The sequence below is a fragment of the Borborobacter arsenicus genome, from assembly GCF_003934165.1.
Lineage (GTDB): Bacteria > Pseudomonadota > Alphaproteobacteria > Rhizobiales > Rhizobiaceae > Pseudaminobacter > Pseudaminobacter arsenicus.
In genome coordinates, this window is the sequence record NZ_ML133508.1 from 207,433 (window position 1) to 230,960 (window position 23,528).

19 protein-coding genes are annotated in these 23,528 nt (G+C 60.2%); 10 read left to right on the forward strand and 9 right to left on the reverse strand.

Going from position 1 to position 23,528, the window contains the following annotated elements; translation table 11 throughout:
• The first annotated feature begins 58 nt into the window (after positions 1–58).
• From EET67_RS01055 to EET67_RS01065, 3 genes are all read left to right on the forward strand, one after another.
• The gene (locus tag EET67_RS01055) at positions 59–316 is read left to right on the forward strand and encodes a hypothetical protein (RefSeq protein ID WP_170313202.1); all 258 of its coding nucleotides are present in this window, start codon (positions 59–61) and stop codon (positions 314–316) included.
• 102 nt (positions 317–418) lie between these two features.
• Entirely contained in the window at positions 419–1,339 is a 921-nt protein-coding gene (locus tag EET67_RS01060; protein WP_128624344.1) for a DMT family transporter, read from the forward strand.
• 170 nt (positions 1,340–1,509) lie between these two features.
• Positions 1,510–2,676, forward strand: a complete 1,167-nt coding sequence (locus tag EET67_RS01065) for an Mrp/NBP35 family ATP-binding protein (RefSeq protein WP_128624345.1) — start codon at positions 1,510–1,512, stop codon at positions 2,674–2,676.
• Positions 2,677–2,796: 120 nt separating this feature from the next.
• On the opposite strand, the gene EET67_RS01070 is transcribed toward EET67_RS01065, so the two are convergent.
• On the reverse strand, positions 2,797–3,249 hold the full coding sequence (locus EET67_RS01070) for an SRPBCC family protein (protein WP_128624346.1): 453 nt from the start codon (positions 3,247–3,249) through the stop codon (positions 2,797–2,799).
• 163 nt (positions 3,250–3,412) lie between these two features.
• On the opposite strand from EET67_RS01070, the gene EET67_RS01075 reads away from it, so the two are divergent.
• On the forward strand, positions 3,413–5,215 hold the full coding sequence (locus tag EET67_RS01075; RefSeq protein ID WP_128624347.1) for an IlvD/Edd family dehydratase: 1,803 nt from the start codon (positions 3,413–3,415) through the stop codon (positions 5,213–5,215).
• 188 nt (positions 5,216–5,403) lie between these two features.
• Here EET67_RS01075 and EET67_RS01080 read toward each other — a convergent pair whose 3' ends face one another.
• From EET67_RS01080 to EET67_RS01100, 5 genes are all read right to left on the reverse strand, one after another.
• Positions 5,404–6,231, reverse strand: a complete 828-nt coding sequence (locus tag EET67_RS01080) for an ABC transporter ATP-binding protein (RefSeq protein ID WP_128624348.1) — start codon at positions 6,229–6,231, stop codon at positions 5,404–5,406.
• Positions 6,228–7,079, reverse strand: a complete 852-nt coding sequence (locus EET67_RS01085) for an ABC transporter ATP-binding protein (protein ID WP_128624349.1) — start codon at positions 7,077–7,079, stop codon at positions 6,228–6,230. The genes EET67_RS01080 and EET67_RS01085 overlap by 4 nt, the downstream gene beginning before the upstream one ends.
• A 3-nt stretch (positions 7,080–7,082) precedes the next feature.
• Positions 7,083–7,991: an ABC transporter permease subunit gene (locus EET67_RS01090; protein ID WP_128624350.1), complete on the reverse strand. Its 909-nt coding sequence runs from the start codon at positions 7,989–7,991 to the stop codon at positions 7,083–7,085.
• 11 nt (positions 7,992–8,002) lie between these two features.
• Positions 8,003–9,007: an ABC transporter permease subunit gene (locus EET67_RS01095; RefSeq protein ID WP_128624351.1), complete on the reverse strand. Its 1,005-nt coding sequence runs from the start codon at positions 9,005–9,007 to the stop codon at positions 8,003–8,005.
• A gap of 105 nt (positions 9,008–9,112) precedes the next feature.
• A complete protein-coding gene (locus EET67_RS01100; protein WP_128624352.1) occupies positions 9,113–10,708 on the reverse strand; it encodes an ABC transporter substrate-binding protein in 1,596 nt (531 codons plus the stop codon).
• 454 nt (positions 10,709–11,162) lie between these two features.
• Between EET67_RS01100 and EET67_RS01105 the strand changes: the two genes are divergently transcribed.
• Positions 11,163–13,118 carry a long-chain fatty acid--CoA ligase gene (locus tag EET67_RS01105; protein ID WP_128624353.1) on the forward strand — a complete coding sequence of 652 codons (1,956 nt, stop codon included), beginning with the start codon at positions 11,163–11,165 and terminating at the stop codon, positions 13,116–13,118.
• A 291-nt stretch (positions 13,119–13,409) separates the two neighbouring features.
• Here EET67_RS01105 and EET67_RS01110 read toward each other — a convergent pair whose 3' ends face one another.
• The gene (locus EET67_RS01110; protein ID WP_128624354.1) at positions 13,410–14,117 is read right to left on the reverse strand and encodes an HAD family hydrolase; all 708 of its coding nucleotides are present in this window, start codon (positions 14,115–14,117) and stop codon (positions 13,410–13,412) included.
• 50 nt (positions 14,118–14,167) lie between these two features.
• Complete coding sequence (gene pgi, locus EET67_RS01115; RefSeq protein ID WP_128624355.1) at positions 14,168–15,808, reverse strand: glucose-6-phosphate isomerase; 1,641 nt, start codon at positions 15,806–15,808, stop codon at positions 14,168–14,170.
• A gap of 254 nt (positions 15,809–16,062) precedes the next feature.
• Between pgi and pdxR the strand changes: the two genes are divergently transcribed.
• Together pdxR and EET67_RS01125 are read left to right on the forward strand one after the other, a co-directional pair.
• Complete coding sequence (pdxR, locus tag EET67_RS01120; RefSeq protein WP_128624356.1) at positions 16,063–17,559, forward strand: MocR-like pyridoxine biosynthesis transcription factor PdxR; 1,497 nt, start codon at positions 16,063–16,065, stop codon at positions 17,557–17,559.
• A gap of 173 nt (positions 17,560–17,732) precedes the next feature.
• Positions 17,733–19,322 (forward strand): trimethylamine methyltransferase family protein, encoded by a 1,590-nt coding sequence (locus tag EET67_RS01125; protein WP_128624357.1) that lies wholly within the window; start codon positions 17,733–17,735, stop codon positions 19,320–19,322.
• 289 nt (positions 19,323–19,611) lie between these two features.
• On the opposite strand, the gene EET67_RS01130 is transcribed toward EET67_RS01125, so the two are convergent.
• Positions 19,612–20,865: an oligosaccharide flippase family protein gene (locus EET67_RS01130; protein ID WP_128624358.1), complete on the reverse strand. Its 1,254-nt coding sequence runs from the start codon at positions 20,863–20,865 to the stop codon at positions 19,612–19,614.
• 73 nt (positions 20,866–20,938) lie between these two features.
• On the opposite strand from EET67_RS01130, the gene hisH reads away from it, so the two are divergent.
• Genes hisH through EET67_RS01145 form a run of 3 tightly spaced genes read left to right on the forward strand, consistent with a single transcriptional unit; the run spans position 20,939 to position 23,454 of the window.
• A complete protein-coding gene (hisH, locus tag EET67_RS01135; protein WP_128624359.1) occupies positions 20,939–21,544 on the forward strand; it encodes an imidazole glycerol phosphate synthase subunit HisH in 606 nt (201 codons plus the stop codon).
• A complete protein-coding gene (locus tag EET67_RS01140; RefSeq protein WP_128624360.1) occupies positions 21,545–22,321 on the forward strand; it encodes an AglZ/HisF2 family acetamidino modification protein in 777 nt (258 codons plus the stop codon).
• Positions 22,318–23,454, forward strand: coding sequence for an N-acetyl sugar amidotransferase (locus EET67_RS01145; RefSeq protein WP_128624361.1), 1,137 nt, complete (start codon positions 22,318–22,320; stop codon positions 23,452–23,454). The genes EET67_RS01140 and EET67_RS01145 overlap by 4 nt, the downstream gene beginning before the upstream one ends.
• Positions 23,455–23,528 lie beyond the last annotated feature (74 nt).

Consider the following 23,528-nt stretch of genomic DNA (forward strand, 5'->3'; position numbering starts at 1 on the left):
AACAGTTCCACAATTCCTTGTCAGGATGCGCGTGCTCGACAGGGAGGATCGATCAATGATGCCCCGGATTTGGCCAGTGGTGGCGCTTGCAGCTCTGGTGGCCGGTTGCACAACCATGACGCCGGAGGAACGCCGCGCAGCCGACGAGGCGAAATGCCGTTCCTACGGCTTCACCAAGCGCAATGACGCTTTCGCCGAATGCCTGCAGCGGCTGGACCTCGATCGCAGGGCCGATCTCCGCTATCGGGCGGATTTCAACAGTTGGTATGGGCCATCCATCTACCGGCCGGTGCCTCTATATCTCCTGCGGCCGTGACCGCCTGTATAGGTAGTTTCCTCTCGCCACGGCCTCTGCACTGGTTTATTCGCTTGGCATGCGCGGGCGTCTTGCCTGCTTCACCCTGAGCCGAAAGAAGCCATGAACCTTCGTCACGCCTTCTCCTTGCCGAAGACGAACCTCGTCCTATTGGGCATCCTTCTGATGCTGGTGGGCGATTTTTTCTTCGCGTTGAACGACGCGATGGGCAAATGGCTGGTGGCAAGCTACTCGGTCGGGCAGGTGCTGCTCATCCGCTCCTGCGGCGCGTTTCTGGTGCTGGGTCCGATGCTGGCCAGGCAGGGCCCTGGAAGGCTGTTTCGGATGGAGCGAGTGGACCTCCAGATATTGCGCGTCGTCATGGCCACCGCCGATACCGGGCTCTTCTATGCGGCTGTGGTCTACCTGCCGCTCGCCGACGTGATGACCTTCTATATGGCGGCGCCGATCTACGTCGCAGCGCTGTCGCATTTCTTCCTTGGCGAGAGGGTGCGCTGGCGGCGCTGGCTCGCCATCATCATCGGCTTCTGCGGCGTGGTCATCGCGCTTCGTCCATCCTCGGCCTCCCTTTCGCTGGCCTCGGTCTTCGCACTGGCGGGGAGCCTTTCCTTTGCGATCATGCTTATCCTCAACCGGCGGCTGCGAGGCACGCCCGACGTCACTCTCGTCACCTGGCAAACGCTGGGTGCGCTGGTGGTCGGCCTGGTGCTGAGCATCGGCGCCTGGAACACGCCGGGGCCGTTTGATCTTTCCGCCCTGCTTCTGCTCGGCGTCGTCTCAGGCGCTGCGCATATGATGATCACGCGCGCGCTGAAACTTGCACCCGCCTCGACGCTCGCGCCACTGCAATACACACTGCTGCTTTGGGCGATTGTGTTCGGTGTGATCTTTTTCGGCGATATTCCCGATCAACAGATGCTGCTAGGCTCCGCCATCATCGTCATTGCCGGCCTGTTCATCTTCCACCGCCAGAACGTGGTGGCAGAGGTGCCGCCCGAGAACGTGCCACGCAACGTGCACTGAGTTTGACCGGCACCGCCCCTCGTCGTGACAAAGTCGTAGACGAGCGTTGCCTGCTTGGTGTTCGGCCCGAGTTGGACTATCTAAAAGGTGAGCATGAGTTTCATCATTGGCCGGAAGCAATCCGCCCTGCGGGGGCGCAACGGCCTGGGGGAGCATGAAAGAAGATCACCATGACAAGCGTTAGCAAAGATGCCGTTCTTGAGCGGCTCAAGACCGTCGCTGGGCCCGATGCGTCTGGCGACATCGTCAGCCAGGGGCTGGTTTCTGATATCTTCATTGCCGACGGAAAGGTCTTCTTTTCCATCACCGTGCCGGCTGCTCGCGCCAATGAAATGGAGCCGTTGCGCTCTGCGGCCGAGCAGGCGGTGAAGGCAATTCCGGGTGTGGCCAATGCCATGGTCGCGCTTACGGCGGAGAAAAAAGGCGGCGGCATGGAAGCGGCGGTGCCGCCGCGTCCCGTCTCCAGCCCGGCGGCAGCTCCTGCCGGCCGACACATGCACGCACCGTCCGGTCATCTGCCGGGAAAGCGCGGGGTGCCGGGCATCGAGGCCATTATCGCGGTCGCCTCTGGCAAGGGCGGCGTCGGCAAGTCCACCACCGCCGTCAATATTGCACTCGGCCTTGCGGCAAACGGGTTGAGGGTCGGCGTGCTCGATGCCGACATCTACGGCCCCTCCATGCCGCGCCTGCTCAAGATTTCCGGCCGTCCGCAGACTGTGGACGGCAAGGTGCTGAAGCCGATGGAAAATTACGGCCTCAAGGTCATGTCGATGGGCTTCCTCGTCGATGAGGAAACGCCGATGATCTGGCGCGGTCCCATGGTGGTCTCGGCATTGACGCAGATGCTGCGCGAGGTCTCGTGGGGTGCACTCGACGTGCTGGTTGTCGACATGCCGCCCGGTACTGGCGACGCACAACTGACCATGGCGCAGCAGGTGCCGCTGGCGGGCGCCGTCATCGTCTCCACGCCGCAGGATCTGGCCCTGATCGATGCCCGCAAGGGGCTCAACATGTTCAGGAAGGTCGATGTGCCTTTGCTCGGTGTGGTCGAGAATATGAGCTATTTCCTCGCTCCCGATACCGGCAAGCGCTACGACATTTTCGGCCATGGCGGTGCGAAAAGGGAAGCCGAACGCCTGGGCGTGACCTTCCTTGGCGAAGTGCCGTTGCAGATGGAGATTCGGGAAACGTCGGACGCCGGCATGCCGGTGGTCGTGTCCAAGCCGGATGGGCCGGAGGCCAAAATCTATCGCGACATCGCGGCGAAGGTGTGGGAGCGGGTGCAGCAAGAACGCGGGCTTTCTGCTGCCGCGACACCGAAGATCGTCTTCGAATAGGCCAGAACCTTAACCTCCCCTGGATGGGGGAGGCCGCGCCGCAGGCGCGGGTGGGGCCAGTAAGGAACCCACCCCGATCCGTTTAGCGGATCACCCCCATCGAAGGGTAAGGCGGAGCGCCTATTTCGCGCTCACCTTCTCGTTGAAGCTTGAAAAGAACTGTCCGGCCAGCTTCTTGGATGTGGAGGTGATCAGCCGGCTGCCAAGCTGGGCGATCTTGCCGCCGACATCAGCCTTGGCTTCATATTTGAGCACGGTGGTGTCGGGCCCGTCCTCGGTCAAGGTGACATCCGCCCCACCCTTGGCGAAGCCGGCGATGCCGCCTTTGCCTTCGCCGGCAATCGTATAGGAATGGGGCGGGTTGAGGTTCTTCAACGTGACCTCGCCGGCGAAAGTCGCCTTGATGGGGCCGATCTTGAGCACCACGCTCGCAGTCATGTCGGTGGGAGAATTCATCTCCAGGCTCTGGCACCCGGGGATGCACTCTTTCAGAACCTCGGGATCGTTCAGCGCTTCCCAGACTTTCTGGATCGGGGCCGCAATCTGCTCTTCACCTTCAATGACAAGGGCCATGGCTAAATCTCCATCTGCGTGACCCTGGATGCCTAGCCGAGCCTGCGGTCCTTGTCTATCGCACCAAGGTGCCAGTACGGTCAGCGGCATGGTGAAGACGTGCCGCCCTTGCGGTGGGTTCGGGCTTGCCATATCCATTAAATGCGGCACTGCGGAGGATATCATGGCTGTTGGCTCCAAGCGCAAGAAATTCCGGTCGCAGGAATGGTTCGACAATCCCGACAATCCGGGCATGACTGCGCTCTATCTCGAGCGCTATCTCAATTACGGTCTGACGCGTGAAGAACTGCAATCGGGAAAGCCGCTGATCGGGATCGCCCAGACTGGCTCCGACCTGTCGCCCTGCAACCGGCATCATCTGGAGCTTGCCAAGCGGGTGCGTGCCGGCATTGAAGCGGCCGGGGGCATTCCCTTCGAATTTCCCTGCCATCCGATCCAGGAAACCGGAAAGCGCCCGACGGCTTCGCTGGACCGCAACCTCGCCTATCTCTCGCTGGTCGAGGTTCTCTATGGCTACCCGCTTGACGGCGTGGTGTTGACGATCGGCTGCGACAAGACCACGCCGGCCATGTTGATGGCTGCCGCTACCGTCAATATTCCTGCGATTGCGCTCTCGGTCGGGCCGATGCTCAATGGCTGGCATCGTGGCGAGCGCACCGGTTCTGGCACGATTGTCTGGAAATCGCGCGAGCGGCTTGCGGCCGACGAGATCGATTATGACCAGTTCATGGAGATCGTGGCGTCTTCCGCACCCTCGGTCGGCTATTGCAACACGATGGGTACGGCCACGACTATGAACAGCCTGGCCGAGGCGCTGGGCATGCAACTGCCTTGTTCAGCTGCTATTCCGGCGCCTTATCGCGAGCGCGGCCAGATTTCCTATGAGACCGGCAGGCGCATCGTCGCCATGGTGCATGAAGACCTGAAGCCCGCCGATATCATGACGCGCGCCGCCTTCGAAAATGCCATAGTCGTCAATTCGGCGATCGGCGGATCGACCAATGCGCCCATCCATCTGAATGCCATCGCGCGCCATCTCGGCATCGAACTCGACAATGACGACTGGCAGGAAATCGGCCACAAGATACCGCTGCTGGTCAACCTGCAGCCGGCCGGCGAATATCTTGGCGAGGATTATCACCATGCCGGCGGCGTCCCGGCGGTGGTGAAGGAACTGATGACAGCCGGTCTGTTGCCGCATCCGGACGCCTTGACCGCCAATGGGCGCTCGATCGGCGAAAATTGCGCATCGGTGGAAAATCTCAACCCGGCAGTGATCCACCCGGTATCTGATCCGCTGAAGGAAAATGCCGGCTTCATCAACCTGAAGGGCAATCTCTTCGACAGCGCCATCATGAAGACCAGCGTGATCTCGCCGGAGTTTCGCGAGCGCTATCTGTCGAACCCGGACGACCCGGAGGCTTTCGAGGGCAGGGCGATGGTGTTCGACGGGCCGGAAGATTATCACGCCCGCATCGACGACCCCGCACTCGGCATTGATGAGCACACGATATTGTTCATGCGCGGCGCCGGGCCGGTCGGCTATCCCGGTGCAGCCGAGGTGGTGAACATGCAACCGCCGGCATACCTCATCAAGCGAGGCATCCATTCACTGCCCTGCATCGGCGATGGCCGCCAGTCGGGAACCTCCGGCTCGCCGTCGATCCTCAACGCCTCGCCGGAAGCGGCGGTCGGCGGCGGGTTGGCACTGCTGCAATCCGGCGACCGTGTGCGTATCGATTTGAAGAAAGGTACGGCCGATATTCTGATCGGCGAGGAAGAGTTGCAGCGCCGGCGCGAAGCGCTGGAGAATGAAGGCGGTTACGCTTATCCCGCCCACCAGACGCCGTGGCAGGAGATCCAGCGCTCGATGGTCGACCAGCTGGCGCAGGGCATGGTGCTGAAGCCGGCGGTCAAATACCAGAAGATTGCGCAGACCAAGGGCATCCCGCGCGACAACCATTGAAGCAACGCGGCTTCCCCTTCCCGTTGAGGGAGGGTTTATAGAATTCGACCCCCACTCCGGTTTGCTTTGCAAACCACCTCTCCCCCGCTCGACGGGGGGAGAGGTGCCAAGCGAAGCGAGGTGGAGTGGGGATAGGTCGCACTGTATGCGATTGTCCTGGCGTTGAGCGGAGAGGCAAGCGTGCCGTCTCAGGCCGCCTTGCGCGCGAGCCTTGCTTTGATACTGGCGACGTCGGCGCGCGGCGTCGCGGCAAACAGCGTCTTGGTGTAGCTGTGCTGCGGGTTGGAGAACACCTCGTCCCGGCTGCCATATTCGACGGCCTCGCCGAAATACATCACCATCACCTCGTCGGCGATGTAGCGCACCACCGAAAGGTCGTGGCTGATGAAGACATAGGTGAGGTTGAATTCGTCCTGCAGGTCGGCAAGCAGGTTGAGCACCTGCGCCTGCACCGAAAGGTCGAGGGCCGAGACCGGCTCATCGAGCACCAGCAGGCTGGGATTGAGCATCAGCGCGCGGGCAATCGCGATGCGCTGGCGCTGCCCGCCGGAGAACATATGCGGATAGCGATTAAAGTGCTTGGCCTCCAGCCCGACCTTGAGCAGCATCTTCATGGCGAGGTCGCGCCGCTCGCCGGCGGATTTGTCGGTGTTGATCAGAAGCGGTTCGCCCAGCACGTCGCCGATCTTCTGGCGCGGATTGAGCGAACCATAGGGGTTCTGGAAGATGATCTGGACCTTGCGCCGCAATTCCGGCGTCAGGCCCGCCTTGGAGATGTCGATCTGCTGGCCGTCGATGAAGAGTTCGCCGGAAGTCGCCGGGTCGATCAGGGTGATGATGCGGGCAAGGGTGGACTTGCCGCAGCCGCTTTCGCCGACGATGGCCAGCGTCTTGCCCTTTTCGACCGAGAAGCTGACGCCCTTGACGGCATGCACGGTGCGGGCTTTCGTGAACAGGCCGCCGCGCACATGATAGTCGCGGGTGATGTTTTTGCCTTGAAGAACGATATTGCTCATGAGGCCGCTCCCGCGGGTGCGTCTTCGCCCAGGTAGTCGGCGATCGTCGGCAGCCGGTCGCCGACGGCATTGTCGGGCAGCGCCGAAAGCAGGGCTTTGGTGTAGTTGCTTTTCGGGGATTCGAACAGCGACAGCACGTCCGCTTCCTCCATCTTGCGCCCCTTATATTGCACGATGACGCGGTCGGCGGTCTCGGCCACGACACCCATATTGTGGGTGATCATGATGAGGCCCATACCGTGCTCGGCCTGCAGCTTCATGAGCAGGTCGAGGATCTGCTTCTGGATCGTTACGTCGAGCGCGGTGGTCGGCTCGTCAGCGATCAGGAGCTTGGGGTTGCAGGCAATCGCAATGGCGATCATGACGCGCTGGCACTGGCCGCCCGACATCTGGTGCGGATAGGAGCGCAGCCGCTCCGCCGGTTCGGGGATGCCGACCTGATGCAGCAATTCGATGGCGCGCTCGCGCCGCTGCTTCTTGTCGAGGCCCATATGGACGCGCAGCACTTCCTCGATCTGAAAGCCGACGGTGAAGCACGGATTGAGGCTTGCCATCGGCTCCTGGAAGATCATCGCCATGTCCTTGCCGATCATCTTGCGACGATCTGGCAAGGTGAGCTTCAGCAAGTCCCTGCCGGCAAAGACCATGCGGTCCGCGCTAACCTTCGCCGTCCAGGGCAGGAGGCCCATGACGGCGAGCATGGAGACGGATTTGCCGGAGCCCGATTCGCCGACGATCGCCAGCACCTCGCGCTGGTCGACTGACAGCGAGACGCCGTCGACGGCGCGGAACGGGCCGCTGGCGGTGGCGAATTCAACGACGAGGTTTTCGATTTCGAGCAGGGCCATGGCTTACGACCTCTTCAGTTTCGGGTCGAGCGCATCGCGCAAGCCGTCGCCCATCAGATTGATGGCGAGCACCGTGATGAGGATCGCCAGTCCCGGGAAGGTCACCACCCACCAGGCGCGCAGGATGAATTCGCGCGCTTCGGCAAGCATCGTGCCCCATTCAGGCGTCGGCGGTTGCGCGCCCATGCCGAGGAAGCCGAGTGCGGCGGCATCGAGGATGGCGTTGGAGAAGGAGAGCGTCGCCTGCACGATCAACGGCCCCAGGCAGTTGGGCAGGATGGTCTTGAACATCAGCCGGAAATTGCCGGCGCCGGCAACGCGCGCGGCGGTGACATATTCGCGGTTCTTCTCGGCCATCACCGCAGCCCGGGTCAGACGCACGAAATGCGGCTGCAGGACGAGCGCGATGGCGATCATCGCATTGGTGAGGCCAGGCCCGAGCACGGCCACCAGCACCAGCGCCAGAAGCAGCGAGGGGAACGCCAGGATGACGTCCATGACGCGCATGATCAGCGTGTCGAGCCAGCCGCCGAAATAGCCGGCGATGACGCCGATCACGATGCCGCCGGTCAGCGCGATAGTGGTGACGATGACGCCGATGAACAGCGAATATTGCGCGCCATAGAGCAGGCGCGAAAGCATGTCGCGCCCCACCGCATCGGTGCCGAGCAGATAGGAAACGCGCCCGCCCGCCTCCCAGAAAGGCGGCAGGAGGACGGCGTCGCGATATTGCGCATTGGGCAGGTGAGGGGCCAGCACCGGCGCCAGGATCGCGATCACGACCAGGGCCAGGAAAACCCATAGGCCGATCACGGCGCCGCGATTTTCGGAGAAATAATACCAGAACTCCGCCAGCCGGGCGCGCCGGGACGGATCGACGGAAATGCTTTCAATGGCGGTGGTGTCTGCCATGATGTATCTCCTCAGCGCCTTATACGCGGATTGATCAGGCCGTAGAGCAGATCAACGATGAGATTGACGACCATGATGATGCCGGCGATCAGCAGCAGGCCGCCCTGGATGACGGGATAGTCGCGGCGGAACACCGAATCGACCATCCATTTGCCGATGCCCGGCCAGGAGAAGATGGTCTCGGTCAGAATGGCGCCGGCAAGCAGGACGCCGACCTGCAGGCCGATAGTGGTGACCACCGGGATCATCGCATTGCGCAGCGCATGGACGCCGATCACCCGGAAGGGCGACAGGCCCTTGGCGCGAGCGGTGCGCACATAGTCCTCGCCAAGCACTTCGAGCATGGCCGAGCGCGTCTGCCGGGCAATGACCGCGAGCGGAATGGTGCTGAGCACGATAGTAGGCAGCAGCAGGTGGCTCACCGCCGACTTGAAGGCGCCCGACTGCCCTGAAAGCAGGGAATCGATCAGCATGAAGCCGGTGACCGGCGGGAAGAAATACATCAGCGAGATGCGGCCCGACACCGGTGTCCATTGCAGGATGCCGGAAAACAGGATGATGAGCAGAAGTCCCCACCAGAAGATCGGCATGGAATAGCCGACAAGCGCGGTTCCCATGATGGTCTGGTCAAACAGCGTGCCGCGCTTTATCGCGGCGAATATGCCGGCCGGGATGCCGAGCACGATGGCCAGGATGATGGCGCAGACCGACAATTCCACCGTGGCCGGAAACAGCACGAAGAACTGGTCGAGAATGGACGACTTGGTGACGATGGAGGTGCCGAAATCGCCACTCAGCACGCCGCCGAGATAGTCGAGATACTGCGTGATCATCGGCCGGTCGAAGCCCAGCTCATGCGAAATCTGCGCATGGCGCTCGGGCGACATCACACGTTCGCCGGACAGGAGGGCGACCGGATCGCCCGGCAGGAGCCTGATAAAGGAGAATGCAATGATTGAGACCCCGATGAAGGTCGGGATCAGGACGGCGAGCCGCCCCAGAAGAAACCGGAGCATGTCAAACCTTCGGTGAGTTTTCCGCGGGTCGCGGACCAGAATAGCACAAAAGTGCATAGGGGCGCTTGCATGGCAAGCGCCCCGGATGCTGGTTTCTAGTCGAATTTATTCGGCCAGGTCAACACCCTCGAAGGCGAAATCGCCGAGCGGGCTCTGGTGGAAGCCTTCGACTTCCTTGCGCATCGGCACGACCGAGAGCGAGTGGTCGAGCGTCGCCCACGGAGCCTCGCGCTTGAACACTTCCTGCGCCTGCTCATAGAGCTTGGCACGCTCGGCCTGGTCGGAAGTGGTCTTGGCCTGGACGACGAGCTTGTTGAACTCCTCGTTGCACCACTGCGCGCGGTTGTTGCCGCCCACGGCATCGCAGCCGAGCAGGGTGTGCAGGAAGTTGTCCGGGTCGCCATTGTCGCCGGTCCAGCCGAGGATCACCGCGCCGTCGCGGTCCTTGGCCTTGGAGCGCTCGAGATATTCGGCCCATTCATAGGACACGACCTCGACCTTGACGCCGACCTTCTCGAAGTCCGACTGGATCAGTTCGGCCGCGCGGCGGGCGTTGAGCATGTAGGGACGCGCCACAGGCATCGCCCAGACCTTCATCGACAGATCCTTGACGCCGGCTTCCTCGAGCATCTTCTTGGAGGCTTCCGGATCGTATTTGTCGTCCTGGATCGCGTCATTATAGGACCACATCGTCGGCGGGATCGGGTTCTTGGCCGGCGTTGCCGCGCCCTGGAACACCGCGTCCACGATGGCCTGCTTGTTGATGGCCATGTTGAGGGCCTTGCGGACCTCGACCTTGTCGAACGGCGCCTGGGTGGTGTTGTAGGCGAGGTAGGCGATGTTGAGGCCTTCCTGCTCCACCACCTTCAGGTTCGGATCAGCCTTCATCGCTTCCACGTCGGCCGCGTTCGGGAACGGCATCAGGTGGCATTCGCCGGCCTTCAGCTTCTGGTAGCGCACCGCCGCGTCGGTGGTGATGGCAAAGACCAGGTCGTCGATCTTCTGCTTGCCGTTCCAGTAATCCGGATTGGCCTTGTAGCGGATGACGGCGTCCTGCTGATAGGCGACGAAGGCGAAGGGACCGGTGCCGAGCGGCATCTGGTTGAGCTGGTTCATCTTACCGTCGGCGGCAAGCTTGTCGGCATACTCCTTGGACATGATCGAGGCGAAAGGCATCGCCACATTGGCCAGGAACGGGGCTTCCTTTTCCTTGAGCGTGAATTTCACCGTCATGTCATCGACCTTCTCGATCGAGGAGATCAGGTCGGGGAAGCCCATGCCGTTGAAATATTCCCAGGCGGCGCCCGCAACATATTGATGCCACGGATTGTCGGCCTTGAACTGGCGCTCGAAAGAGAAGATCACGTCGTCGGCGTTGAGATCGCGGGTCGGCGTGAAGAATTCGGTGGTCTGGAACTTGACGCCGGGGCGCAGCTTGAAGGTGTACTGCAGGCCGTCATCCGAGATTTCCCAGCTCTCGGCCAGGCCAGGCTCGGTCTCGGTGGTTCCAGGCTTGAACTCGAGCAGGCGGTTGTAAACGGTGTGGGCGGCGGCATCGAAGGTCGTGCCCGACGTGTAAAGTCCAGGGTCGAAACCCTCCGGTGATCCCTCCGAGCAATAGACGAATGTCTTGGCGCTCGCAGCGCTGCTCAACACGGTTGCAGCCATAAGCGCAGCCGCGAAAGTCAGTTTTCTTATCATTGGTTACTCCCTGAGATTGTTCCGAGCCTTTCGTTCAAGGCTCGCGAGCCGGCATATAAGCACCGTTTTTCGTACTTTGGAACTGCCCGCACGCATTCCCTACGGTAAGCGGAATGCTTTGCCAGGCTGACAGCAATCCAGGAAACTATTCTCTATTCAGACAAGATGGAGCAATGACGCGAGGTATTGCCATTGCCTGATCGATGAATTCGCCTGGTCAAGTCTTCGGTATGCCGGTGTGGTTTGCCGGCTGTAGCAATGGATGCCGACATGAACCAGATAGCCGGCGCTTCCGGGTCTAGTGACGCTACGGTACGGCTTGCGCTATTCGCCGTTGTATCAATAGATACGTGCAAGGCCGTCTCGGCTCGGGCCCCGACTGATCAAATCGGGCAAAATTGCAAGCAACGAGTGGCCATAAGCAGACCGTTACAGGCAACAGAGGGAGGGACAGGTGACCAAGGCAGCGCGCAAGACGGCCAAGGCGACAGCCGCGGCATTGCAGGCCGAAAAGCCTTCAGGAAAAACCTCTTCCACAAAAGTGAAATCCACTGCACCCGCTGAAAAGCCCAAGGCGAGATCCGCCTTGAAGCCGGCAGAAAGCGCCTCGGTCAAGGCTTCCGCTGCGCGCAAACCCGCAACGGCACAGAAGCCGCCAAGGCAAGCCGCCGCCAAGCCGGCAGCCGGGAAAGCGCCGGAGAAGCCGGCTACCAAGCCGAAAGCGCCGCCCGCCTCTGCGACCATCGACAAACGGCCATGGCTGAAAAGCTACCCCAAAGGAGTACCGGCCGAGATCGCGCCGCTGGAGTTCGGTTCCATCGGCGACCTTCTGGTCAACGCTTCGAAGAAATATGCCGCGCGGCCTGCCTTTACCTCGATGGGCAAGACCATCAGCTTTGCCGAACTTGAGCGCCTGTCGGCGGCGTTCGGCGCCTATCTGCAATCGAAAGGATTGGCAAAGGGCGCGCGGGTGGCGCTGATGATGCCGAATGTCCTGCAATATCCGGTGGCCATGCTCGGCGTCTTGCGTGCCGGCTATACGGTGGTGAATGTCAATCCGCTCTATACGCCGCGCGAACTGGAGCATCAGCTCAAGGATTCGGGCGCCGAGGCGATCGTGATCCTCGAAAATTTCGCTGCTACCTTGCAGGCGGCACTGCCGAAGACGCCGGTCAAGCATGTCGTCGTCGCGGCCATGGGCGATATGCTCGGCCTCAAGGGTGCCATCGTCAATCTGGTGGTGCGCCGCGTCAAGAAAATGGTTCCGGCCTGGTCCTTGCCCGGCCATGTGAAATTTCCCGCTGCCCTGAAGCAAGGTTCGGCCCGGACCTTCAAGCCGGTGAAGGTCGGTGGCGACGATATCGCCTTCCTGCAATATACCGGCGGGACGACCGGCGTATCGAAAGGCGCCACGCTGCTGCATCGCAACGTGCTTGCCAATGTCGCTCAACTCGCTTTGTGGGTGGAGGACGCCTATACCGTCAAGCCTAAGCCGCAGCACCTGACCTATATCTGCGCGCTGCCGCTCTATCACATCTTCGCGCTGACGGTGAATGCGCTGATGGGCATGCAGCAGGGCGCCCACAATATCCTGATCCCCAATCCCCGTGATATTCCAGCCTTCATCAAGGAGCTGAAGAAATACCCGTTCCACATCCTTCCGGGGCTCAACACGCTGTTCAATGCGCTGCTCAACAATGAGGAGTTCCGCAAGCTGGACTTCAAGCCGCTGATCCTGACGCTCGGCGGCGGCATGGCGGTTCAGCGGGCGGTGGCCGAGCGCTGGAAGGCCCTCACCGGCAACAGCATCACCGAAGGCTATGGCCTGTCCGAGACCTCGCCGGTGGCGACGGCCAACCGCGTCAATGGCGGCGAATTCACCGGAACGATCGGTCTGCCGATCCCGTCCACCGAAATCGCGATCCGCGACGAGAAGGGCCGCGACCTGCCGCTGGGCGAGGTGGGCGAGATCTGCATCAAGGGCCCGCAGGTGATGGCGGGCTATTGGAAGCGGCCGGACGAAACCGCCAATGTGATGAGCAAGGACGGCTTCTTCAAATCGGGAGACATGGGCTTCCTCGACGAGCGCGGTTACACCAAGATCGTCGACCGCAAGAAGGACATGATCCTCGTTTCCGGCTTCAACGTCTATCCGAACGAACTGGAAGATGTGGCCGCCCAGCATCCGGGCGTGCTGGAGGTCGCCGCCATCGGCGTGCCGGACGAGCATTCGGGCGAGGTGCCGAAACTGTTCGTGGTCAGGAAGGACCCCAATCTGACCGCCGAGGATCTGCTCGCCTACTGCAAGCAGAACCTGACGGGCTATAAGCGCCCGCGCCTCATCGAATTTCGCGACGAACTGCCCAAGACGCCGGTCGGCAAGATCCTGCGGCGCGAATTGCGGGGGTAGAGCCTGCCGTTTTCCATCACGGAATGGGTCCCGGATACGCTGCTCGCTTCGCTGCGCAGCGTTCCGGGGTGACGCGGTTTTAACGACGCCGTCATCCCGGAAGCCGTAGCGAAGCGGAGGCTATCCGGGACCCATTCCGCTGTGCTCCACACCACTGGACAGTCCAGGGCAGCCTCAGCCCTTGCCCGGTTGGGTTTCATTCTCCGCCCCTTTTGCCATGGAATTGAATCCGGCTCCTGGTCGCTTGCGCTCCCTTGAACGGGATGACGGTGAAGCAATGCTTTGACCACCTCAACCCCTCGCCAATAACTCCGGCAGATCGGCGATCGATCCTAAAATGACATCGGCCAGCGGGGCCAGCGTCTCACGTGTGCCTGTGCCGGAAAGAACGCCGATGGCCAGGCCCGCGCCGCCGGCCCGCGCCATTTCCAGATCGTGCCGGTTGTCGCCGACCATGGCGATCTCGGAAGGCTTCAGGCCGGTCAGGTCGGCGAAGGCATAGATCGCATCGGGCGACGGCTTGGGGTTGGCGACGGCATCATAGCCATAGGCGGCGTCGAACATCTGAGCAACGCCGAGCGCCAGCAGCGTCTTTTCGGCGCCGCTGGTGGAATCATTGGTGGCGACGCCAAGCCGGAAGCCGCCTGCGTGCAACCGGGCGATCGCATCCTTGCTGCCGGGCAGTGCGACTGATTGTGCAGCGCCCTGTTCAGCGGTGAAGTGGTTGAAGCCGGCGGTCATCGCCTGCCGCGTCTGCGCGTCCACTTGCGGATACCAGAGCGCGACGATGTCTTCATTGGTGCCCGCCGCAAACACGGAGTCGGCCTTGAAGCATTTTCGTTCGAAATCGTAACCTGCGACTTCAAGCAGGGCATCGGCGGATGCACGGTCGCCGCCGGCGGCCTGCAGCGCCAACAGGTCGCCAATGGCAAACCAGGTCGCCTGGAAATCGATCAAAGTCCCGTCCTTGTCGAACAGGATGCCCTTAATGCCCCGCAATGCGTCTACTCCGTTGCTTGGATCAGTTCACTCAAAGTGAGGGCATGCTGTCAGCCGGCTCTGAGCTTGTGGATATGACGCACGAGGCCGGCCGTCGAAGCGTCGCTGCGTGCGGCATCTTCTGTACCTTCCACGACAGGAAGAAGTCCTGTCGCCAGTTCCTTGCCGAGTTCGACACCCCATTGATCGAAGGAATTGATGCCGAACAGCACGCCTTCCACGAAGACGCGATGTTCGTAAAGCGCAATCAGCCGGCCCAGCATATGCGGATCGAGCTTGCGGTAGAGAAGGGTGATGGAAGGGCGGTTGCCCGGGAACACGCGATGCGGCGCCAGACGGTCGACCTCTGCCACCGCCATGCCTTTCGTCAGCATCTGCCGGCGCGCTTCCTCCAGCGTGCGGCCCTTCATCAGGGCCTCCGACTGCGCCAGGCAATTGGCGACCAGCAGATTGTGGTGGTGACGCAACTCCGGTTCGTGTCCCTCTGCGGCGGCGAGGAATTCGACCGGAATGACGTCGGTGCCTTGGTGCAGGAGCTGGAAGAAGGCGTGTTGGCCGTTGGTTCCGGGCTCGCCCCAGACCAGCGGTCCGGTCGGCGTCGTCACGCGGATGCCGTCGAGCGTCACCTGCTTGCCGTTCGACTCCATGTCGAGTTGTTGCAGATAGGCCGGCAGGCGCGCGAGGCGCTGGTCGTAAGGGATCACGGCACGAGCTGGGTAGTTGCAGATCACGCGATGGTAATAGCCGATCAACCCCATGACGACAGGAAGGTTCTCCAGCAGGGGGGCGGTAGCGAAATGCCGGTCCATCTCATGCGCGCCGGCAAGGAATTCGCTGAAGCATTGCGGTCCGATGGCGAGCATAACCGGCAGGCCGATTGCCGACCACACCGAATAGCGCCCGCCGACCCAATCCCAGAAACCGAAGACACGCTCGGGCACGATGCCGAAAGAAGCGACCTTGTCCAGCGCCGTCGAGACAGCGGCGAAATGGCGAGCCACCGCGTCCGCACCCAGCGCCGTTTCGATCCATTTGCGGGCCGTCTCGGCATTGGTCATCGTCTCGATGGTGGTGAAGGTCTTGGAAGCGATGATGAAGAGCGTGGTCTGCGGGTCGAGCGGCTTCAGCGTGTCGTGGATATGGGCGCCATCGACATTGGAGACGAAATGCGCGCGCGGTCCGTCATGATAGGGCGCCAGCGCCAGCGTGGCCATTGCCGGCCCGAGATCGGAGCCGCCAATGCCGATATTGACGATATCGGTGAACTTGCGGCCTGTCGCCCCCACAACCGCACCGGATCGAACCGCATCGGAAAAACGGGCCATCGCCTCGTGTACGGTGCGAACCCCGCCCATCGCGTCGTGGCCGTCCACCATCACCTTGGCGTCGGCACTGTTGCGCAGTGCCATATGCAGGACGGCACGGCCTTCGGTGACGTTGATTTTCTGGCCGGAGAACATCGCTTCCCGCCGCTCCGGCAGCTTCGCCGCCAGCGCGAGCTTTTCAAGCAGGCCCATCGTAGATAATGCAACCGCGCATTTCGACCAGTCGAGCAGCAGGTCGCCCTCGGTCAGTGAGAAACGACAGAAGCGCTGCGGGTCGGATTTGAATGCTTCGCGCATATTTGTCGGCGCCTTGGCCCGGTCGTCTCGAAGTGCCGTCAGTGCTGTGTGCAAGGGAGTGTCGGTCACCGCAGTCTCCAGGCTGATTTCATGTTCGCGACCTTATCAGACGGTCCTGATCATGGAGAGAGTTTGACGCAACCGCGCCATATAAATTTTCAAACGATTAGATGAGCGTCTTCAACAGCTTGTGCCAGCGCGGATGGATCACTGGCATAAATCATAACGATTAGAAAAATTCATTGGTGCAACATGTTGGACCAGAGCTAGGCTCCACTGGTCCACAAAAGACAAAATGCTGCGCCTGTTTTAGGAAAATGCTCATGCCACAGAGAAACGATACGGCCATTTGGTCGGGGTTGTTCAGGATTTCGGCAGAATCGGGCCAGACGTTGCAGGCGCAAATCCGCCAGGCCATTGTCGCCGCTATTCTGGACAGGCAAATCGCGGCTTCGATGCCCTTGCCGTCCTGTCGGATACTCGCAGAAAAGCTCGGAGTTGCCCGAGGAACGGTCGTGCTGGCCTTCCAGCAACTCGTCGACCAGGGTTTTCTGGTGGCGCGCGAGCGGCGTGGCCATTTCGTCAATCCCGAGGTGCTGGCGACCCCCGCCAAGCCGCAGCACAAGGCGTCGGACGCTGCCAATGAGATCGACTGGAAGGCGCGCCGGCAGATTGCCGCCAGCGATCTGCAACGCCCCTCCAGCATCCAGAACAACTGGATCAAGTCGTCCTACCCGTTTGTCTATGGCCAGTTCGATCCGGCATTGTTCCCGACGGCCGAATGGCGCGAGTGTAACCGCATGGCGCTCGCCGTCCTCGAGATACGTAATTGGGCGGCTGACATGGTCGATCGCGACGACCCGTTGCTGATCGAGCAGATTCAGGCGCGTCTGTTGCCGCGCCGCGGCATCTTTGCCAATCCCGACGAGATCATCGTCACGCTGGGGGCGCAGAACGCGCTCTATATGCTATCGACGCTGCTGATGACGAAGGGCAGCAAGGTCGCCATGGAAGACCCTGGCTATCCGGATGCCCGGGGCATTTTCCAACTGGCCGGCGCTGACATCTACCCCACGCCGGTCGATCAACAGGGCATCGTCACTTCGGCGATTCCGTCCGATGCCGGGTTTGTCTTCGTCACTCCGAGCCATCATTGTCCGACGATGGTGCCGCTCAGCGAGGAGCGGCGGCGAGACCTTTTGGCCCGCGCCTCTCTCAACAACCAGGTCATCATCGAGGACGGTTATGACAGCCAGTTGCTGGATGAGGCTCCGCAGCAGGCGCTGAAAAGCGTCGATCGCTCGGGTCGTGTCATCTATGTCGGCTCAATGTCGAAGACGCTCGCTCCGGGTCTGCGGCTTGGCTACATCGTTGCTTCGGCCGATCTGATCGCCGAATTGCGGGCCTTGCGCCGCTTCATGTTGCGCCATCCGCCCGCCAACAATCAGCGCGCCGTGGCATTGTTCCTGTCGCTCGGGCACCATGAAGCGCTGGTGCGTCGCCTTTCCACCGCCTTCGAGGAGCGCCGCAAGCGCCTGGTCCAGGCGATCTCCGCCTTTCTGCCCGATTGGCGCCCGACCGATTCGGCCGGGGGAACGTCGATCTGGCTCGAAGGGCCGCGTGGAACGGTCGCGCGTGACCTGTCCGAGGCGGCCGCCGCCCGCAGCGTCATCATTGAGCCCGGCGATCGCTTTTTCTACCAGGCTGAAAGGCCGTCGCGCTTTATGCGGCTCGGCATTTCCTCCATCGCGCTCCAGCATATCGAGCCCGGTATTCGCGAGCTTGCAACTGCGGCAGGGCGCAGGCCGGCTGCGGCCTGACCACATGCACCTGCCGGTCCTTCCGGCCGGTTTTTCTGGCATATCGGGCGCAATCCGGTGGCACATACGCAGGCCCCCGCCGGCGCTGCATAGTCATGTCAATTGGGGATTAGGATCATCCTGACCGGAGGGACATCCGGCGCGATGATGCTTGCGAAAGGTGGAGATTTCGCATGTCGACCGCCCTTGACGAGCGTGATGCCAAGCCAGCCGGTCAACCTATACGCCGGTCGGGAGGACGCGAGGCGCGCCGGGCGATGCGGGCAGCGCCACTGGCCGACGATATCCGCCCGATACGGCCCGGCTTGGAAGGTGGTAGGTACAAACCGTTGGGCCAGGATGATCTGGCCCGGATTCATGAAGCGGTCTTGACGCTGCTTGAAACCGTCGGCTTCGCCAACGCTATTCCAAGCTGTATCGAGGCGCTTACCCGTGTCGGCGCTAGCTACGACGCTGATGGCCGTATTCGCTTTCCGCGCGAATTGGTGCTGGCTACGATCAAGACGGCGGCGCGCAATTTCACGCTCTACGGCCAGGACCCAAGGCATGACATGCAGGTCCAGGGCACGCGCGTCCACTATGGTACGGCCGGTGCGGCCGTCCATCTGGTAGATGTCGAGAGGCGCGAATATCGCGAATCGCTGCTGCAGGACATCTATGATGCGGCACGCCTCGTCGAAGGTCTGGACAATATCCACTTCTTCCAGCGGCCCATGGTACCGCGCGATATTCCTAATCCGGCCGACATGGATTTCAACACGCTCTATGCCTGCGTGATGGGGACATCCAAGCATGTGGGCACCAGCTTCACGGTTCGCGAGAACGTCGCGCCCGCGCTGGAGATGCTCTATGCGATAGCCGGCGGCGAAGAAAATTTCCGCGCGAGGCCGTTCGTTTCCAACTCCAACTGCTTCGTCGTGCCGCCGATGAAATTCGCCGAGGATGCCTGCGGCGTTCTCGAGTCCTGCGTTGAGGGCGGCATTCCGATCCTGCTTCTGTCGGCCGGGCAGGCGGGTGCGACCGCACCGGCAGCCATTGCCGGGGCTGTGGTGCAGGCAGTGGCGGAGGTGCTCGCCGGCCTCGTCTATGTCAATGCGCTGAAGCCCGGCCATCCGGCAATTTTCGGCACGTGGCCCTTCGTATCGGATTTGCGCACCGGCGCCATGTCTGGCGGATCGGCCGAACAGGCGCTCCTGACCGCCGCCTGCGCGCAGATGGCGCAGTTTTACGATCTCCCCGGCGGATCGGCTGCCGGCATGGCCGATTCCAAGCTGCCCGATATCCAGTCTGGCTACGAAAAGGGCATCACCAATGTCATGGCGGGCCTGTCGGGCCTAAATCTTGTCTATGAATCGGCCGGCATGCATGCTTCGCTTCTCGGTTTCTGCCTGGAAAGCCTGATCATCGATAACGACATGCTCGGCCACTGCCAGCGCTGCGTGCGCGGGATCGAGGTGACCGATGCGGCACTATCAATAGACACCATCGCCGAGGTCTGCCTCAACGGGCCCGGCCACTACCTCGGCAACGAGCAGACGCTCAGGCTGATGCAGACGGAATATTTCTACCCGGCCATCGGCGACCGTTTCAGCCCCAAAGAGTGGAATGAGAAAGGCAAGCCCGACATCCTGCAGCGCGCCATCGTCGAGAAGAAGCGGGTGCTTGCGGAACGCTTTCCCCGCCATGTGCCCAGGCAGGTTGATGACCGCCTGCGGGCGAAATTCGCCAATATCCTCCTGCCACGCACCGGCATGGGCGGTTAGGGCCTTTCCAGCAAAAGTGTGAAACGGTTTTGCGTTCGGAAATGCGGCCAAAACAAAAGTTTAGAGCCGTTCCTCGATTCTGTTTAAACCAGAACGGCTCTAGAGATCTGAAATTCAGAAGAAGGGTAAGCGGGGTTCCGAAGTGGAGCCTGTAGCCATCCCGACCTCTCCAATGCGTGCTGCCGGTTGATGGCAGTAGGCCGCAATGAGCGTCCGGCTGCATCCGTCGTTCGGCCGTTCCTATGCCTTTTGGTGATCGTTGCCGCCTGATTCTTAAGTGATCTTGCTTTCAGGCTTTCGAGCGGTTGCCTTTGGCAAAGCGTTGAATGAAGCCAAAATAAATGCAGTACATCAATGCGCCAGAGGCACTTAATGCGACAAGTGACGAGAGCGCTCCACCAAACCATATGCCGACACAGCAGGCCAGGGAGGTCGTGACCAACAAGCTAACCTGCCACTGAAAATCCTCTTTCTGCCGCCCGGCAATGTAAAACACGACGCTTACCGGCGAGACAACGAAGTTGATGAAGAGCATCGGAGTAAGAATCTGCGTATAATTCGCGGAGGTAACCCACTGTTCGCCGAAAACCAAAGAAAATAATGGCTCGGCAAAGACGAGAAGTATCGTGAATCCGGGTAGGCCGACGAGGATAAGTATCCACGCGACCTTCTTCACCGACTGCCAGCAGGTGCCGGTTTTTTCGTACTCGCGTGCGGCGTGTGAATAGAAGACTTCACCGATTGCCTTGCCGACAAAGCGGGACGGCGTGGCGATGACCTGGTAGGCCAGGGACAGGAAGCCGGTTTCCTGCAATCCGAAGAATATGGGGAACAGTATAAACGGCATTCTCGATGCAAGGGTGTTGACGAGATCGGCAGGTAGGCTGAACTTGATAAAGTTGCGGTTCGCGCTGAATATCTCTGCGGCGGTGCTTTTGTGCACCCCATGAAGCGGCAGGAGATGTCGCATCAGCATCAGGACATATATGAGATTTCCAAGTGCCAGCGCGACAATCAGGCCATAGGATTCCACAGAAAGTAGCCCGAAAACGATTGCCGCCGCCGCAAAGCAGCCGGACTGGGCAAACCTGGCGTATGAGACGAGCGAAAAGAACTGTAATCGGTTGTTGAAAAGTGTGAGGGTTCGGTTGGCTGCCGTCAGGATGGCCACTAACGGCCCAAAAAAAGACCATATTAGCAGTTGCGTACCATCAAACCCGTAGAGGAAGCCAGCGATCAGCGCACCTATTACCGAGCAGATGATCCCCCCAAGAAGTGCCATCAAAAGTGTCATAATCGCGATATTCTTCGCTTGCTCATCCGTTGAGGAGACGATAATCCCGTGATCGACTCGTAAGGTGATAACGATTGCCAGCAGAGTGGATATCGAGAGCACCAGGCCGTAGACGCCGAACTCTTCAGGCCCATACAGCCGCGTGAGTACGGGTGAGATCAGAATCAGGATGATTTGCGAAAGACTGGTGCCTAGCGCCTGCACCAGCATATGAAGCTGGAACGCACCGAGTTGGAAGGGATTGCGCAAGCCTGAGGTTCTCCTCTGAACATCTGTGTTCGTCGCGCCGACATGCGAGGTGGGCAGTTATCGGAAACGATCTATGATTGCAATTGTTGACCACGGATACGCCAATATCCGATCCGTCGACCGGATGCTCCGGCGTATGGGTCATCTTCCCATTATAGCCGATCGGCCGTCCGATCTGCGCAATGTCGACCGGATTGTCTTGCCGGGCGTCGGGGCCTTCAACGGTCCTATGCATCGCCTGAAGGAACTGGGCTTGATCGATGCGCTGCATGAACATGCCATTATTCGCCAGCGCCCCATTCTCGGTATTTGCGTCGGCATGCAAATTATGACCAATCGCAGCGAGGAGGGCGCGGCTGAAGGACTCGGCTGGGTGGATGGCGAATGCCGCAAGTTTACGCCTGACAGCGAGCACAGATTGCGTGTGCCTCATATGGGGTGGAACAAAGTGGATGCTCAGCCCCGGGCTGAACTTTTCCGTGAACGGGAATCGAAATTTTACTTCGTGCATTCCTACTATGTCTCATTGGCGGACCAATCGCTCATCGCCGCAAAATGCACTCATGGCGTCGATTTCTGCGCTTCGTTCCAAAAAGAAAATATTTTTGGGGTGCAGTTCCATCCCGAGAAGAGCCATCGTTATGGTATGGCTCTCTTGAAGGCTTTCATGGATATCTAGATGCTTCTTACCCGAACGATCCCCGTTCTCCTTCTTCATGGGAAGGGGTTGAATAAGACGCGGCGCTTCGAATATTGGAAATACTTGGGAGATCCCGTAAACGCCGTACGGATATTCAATGAAAAAGAGGTTGATGAGTTAATCGTCCTGGATATCGACGCATCTCGCAACGGCTTTGCCCCTCGCATCAACGAAATCGTCGAACTGGCCGGCGAGTGCTTCATGCCAATGTGCTACGGTGGAGGCATAACGGACATAGAACAAGTCCGCCGCTTGCTTGGTGAGGGAATCGAGAAGGTATCCCTCAATACCTCGGCTCACAACAATCCAGGGTTGGTGGAGGAGGCGGCGCGATATTTCGGTTCACAAAGCATTGTCGTTTCCATTGACGTGCGCGAAACCAGCCCGGGCCGCTGGTCGGTATTTTCGAATTCTGGGCGGCAGGACCGCAAGGTCGATCCCGTATCATTCGCTGTCCAGATGCAAGACCGCGGCGCAGGTGAAATTCTGCTGTATGACATCGATCGGGACGGCACCAAAAGCGGGTACAACCTTGATCTGATCGGCCGGGTTTCCGAGTCGGTGGATATTCCTGTTGTCGCCGCCGGGGGTGCGGGGCATCTTGGCCACCTCCAGCAGGCTATTCGCGCCGGCGCGCATGCAGTCGCGGCAGGCTCGCTCTTCGTGCTGATCGGTCGCCTCGATGGTGTTCTGATAAGCTATCCGGCCCAGGCCGAACTTGAGAGGCTCTATGCGGGCCTGGGAGAATTTGCATGAACGCGCCGGTGAGATCGCATTACCAGATCTGTGTCCGCTGTATCATGGATACTACCGATCCGGATATCAGTTTCGACGCCGGTGGTGTCTGCAACCACTGCAGGCGCGTCGACGAGGAACTGGTCGGCAAGAAATGGTTTCCAGACAATGGCCGGGAGAAACTCGACGCGATCGTTGCGCGGATCAAGAAGGATGGAGCGGGCAAAGAGTACGACTGTGTCATTGGCCTGAGTGGCGGCGTTGACAGCTCGTATCTGGCTTACGTCGTTGTCCGGGATCTGGGACTTCGACCGCTGGCGATCCATGTCGATGCCGGCTGGAACTCAGAAATAGCAGTTCATAATATTGAGCAGATTGTCAGGAAGCTGGACATCGACCTTTATACCGAAGTGGTCGATTGGGAAGAAGTCCAGGATTTGCAGCGCGCCTATTTTCGGGCAGGGGTGGCAAATCAGGACGTCCCGCAAGATCATGTGTTCTTTTCCGCGCTTTATGAGATAACGGTAAAGAAAAAAATCGGATACTTTCTCAGTGGCGGGAATTTTGCCACGGAGTCTATTCTGCCTTCAGCTTGGGGCTACAACGCCGTTGACTCCACTAATTTGAATGCGATTCACAAAGCTTTCGGCGAGCGCCCGCTTCGAAGCTACAAAAGGATGAGTTTTCTCCAGAATTATTTTCTCTTTCCATATGTTCACAGATTGAAGCGCATCCGGCCGCTGAATTACCTGCCCTATGAGCGTGACGCAGCCATCGCCTTCATTGAGAAGGAGCTTGGGTGGAGGAACTATGGAGACAAACACCATGAATCGCGCTGGACGCGCTGGTTCCAGGCACACTACCTGCCCACGAAGTTTGGCTTCGATAAGCGTCGTGCGCACCTGTCCAGCATGGTGATGGCTGGTGAAATAACACGTGACGAGGCATTGCGCCGTATGGAGCAGCCTCTATACGCACCGGAAGATTTAAAGATCGACGAGGATTTCGTTATTAAGAAGTTGAACATTAGCGAGAATGAATTCCGAAGCATAATGGCCTCTCCGCCTCGCCATTATTCAGACTTCAAGAACGACGAGTGGTTTTATAATTTGAAGAATAAGATACGTGAAATCGTGCAAAAGGTGAAAAGCTGACCGGCTGTAGGCTCGGTCTCATTCTCCAGGCGCAACAGCATGCCAGTGTTGAGTTCCATCCATCAGGAGATGCG